This window comes from Pseudomonas sp. HR1, from assembly GCF_030175875.1.
Taxonomy (GTDB): domain Bacteria; phylum Pseudomonadota; class Gammaproteobacteria; order Pseudomonadales; family Pseudomonadaceae; genus Chryseomonas; species Chryseomonas oryzihabitans.
In genome coordinates this window covers 1-1,499 of record NZ_JASNRF010000018.1, presented here as the reverse complement: position 1 = coordinate 1,499, position 1,499 = coordinate 1, and the positions used below count along the sequence as shown (strand labels likewise).

The window sequence follows — 1,499 nt, the reverse complement described above, 5'->3', positions numbered from 1 at the left end:
GATTCTTGACCTCTTCAATAAGGAAATTGTGGCTTTCGAGATAAGTGAGCGCCCATCGTTCGAGATGGTCTTACGTATGTTGAAAGACGGATTGAAGACCCTTCGGCCTCATGAGAAACCGCTCATCCATTCCGATCAAGGCTGGCACTATCAATACCCTGCCTACCAACAGCTGATCCGTCAGCATGGACTGACTCAGAGTATGTCAAGGCGAGCCAATTGCCTCGACAATGCGGCAATGGAAAGCTTTTTTGCAGTACTAAAATCTGAGCTTTTCCACTGCAACAGGTTCTCAAGCGTAGAGGAGCTGGCAGTAGCAATTCGGGCCTATATCGACTATTACAATAAGGAGCGAATCAAATTGGCACTGGGTGGGCGCAGTCCAGCTGAATATCGTCTGGCAATAGCGAAAGCTGTGAATACCTGTGACGAATAGGACGTTTGCCTCATAGCTACCGCAGAGTCGATCGGTTTCTAGACCCTCGGCGTTTGAGGAGTGCAGGCATGCTCCGGGTCTCAATAAGCAGTGGCAGGCATGTCGGCTTCAAGAACGAGCCATCTTCAAAGTCATCTGCTGCGCTGCTATGATCCGCTAAGGAGATGGCATTCCTCCTCAAACCGCCTCGTGCTGATGATGCCTACGTAACCCCTTGGCAGGGTGCGTAGGTGCGCCCTGTCTTTTTCGAGGACAGCGCTATGCACCGACCATATCCCTCCCCGGCCCCTAGTCTTCCATTCCCCTTGGGAGACGTTCCATGCTGAAGCCGCTCATAGCCATCGCACTCGGTGCGACCTTGGGTGCCTGGCTCCGTTGGATACTGGGCTTGAAGCTAAATGCCTGGTTCCCGTCGCTCCCGCCTGGGACGGTCGTTGCGAATCTTGTAGGTGGCTACATCATCGGAATGGCCGTAGCCATCTTCGCTGCTTGGCCCGGGATTGCGCCTGAATGGCGGCTGTTTCTGATCACCGGATTTTGCGGCGGCTTAACCACCTTCTCGACGTTTTCTGCTGAGACACTGATGCTAATCCAGCAAGGAAGGCTGCTCATGGCGCTGACTGCAATCAGCGTTCATGTCGTGGGGTCCCTGTGCATGACAGCCCTGGGTATCTTGACCATCAACCTGCTGCACCCACGCTAAAGGCAATAGCATGAACGACTATCTCGTTACGTTCTATACCGAACAAAATCGTCGCCATGAACATCAGCAGATTGGAGATTGGCTTCTGGATCTTGCTAAAGAGCTTCACCTAAGTGGCGCAACGTTGTCAGTGGCGGCTGAAGGCTTTGGCCAAGATGGAAAACGCCACTCCGCTCATTTATTTGAGCTTGCCGATCAGCCCATCCAGGTAACGATGGCGCTGACTCAAATTCAACACGACATGCTGTTTCAACGCCTCGAATCGGAAGACTTGGCACTGTTCTACATCAAGACGCCTGCCGAGATTGGCACGGTAGGACGCCACCGCCCTTCCCAAGAGACAGAGTCATCCTCGTCCTG

Annotated in this window: 3 protein-coding genes and 1 riboswitch; all 3 genes read left to right on the top strand. The window is 53.2% G+C overall.

Features of this window, described 5'->3' with window-relative positions:
• A partial coding sequence (locus tag QKY98_RS23310; RefSeq protein WP_284671664.1) for an IS3 family transposase occupies positions 1-436 on the top strand: 436 nt, incomplete at its 5' end.
• A gap of 151 nt (positions 437-587) precedes the next feature.
• Positions 588-648, top strand: a riboswitch (Fluoride riboswitch).
• Positions 649-755: 107 nt separating this feature from the next.
• Complete coding sequence (crcB, locus tag QKY98_RS23305; RefSeq protein ID WP_027597932.1) at positions 756-1,139, top strand: fluoride efflux transporter CrcB; 384 nt, start codon at positions 756-758, stop codon at positions 1,137-1,139.
• A 10-nt stretch (positions 1,140-1,149) separates the two neighbouring features.
• Positions 1,150-1,499: DUF190 domain-containing protein (locus tag QKY98_RS23300; RefSeq protein WP_284671663.1), on the top strand; the 350-nt coding region annotated here is incomplete at its 3' end.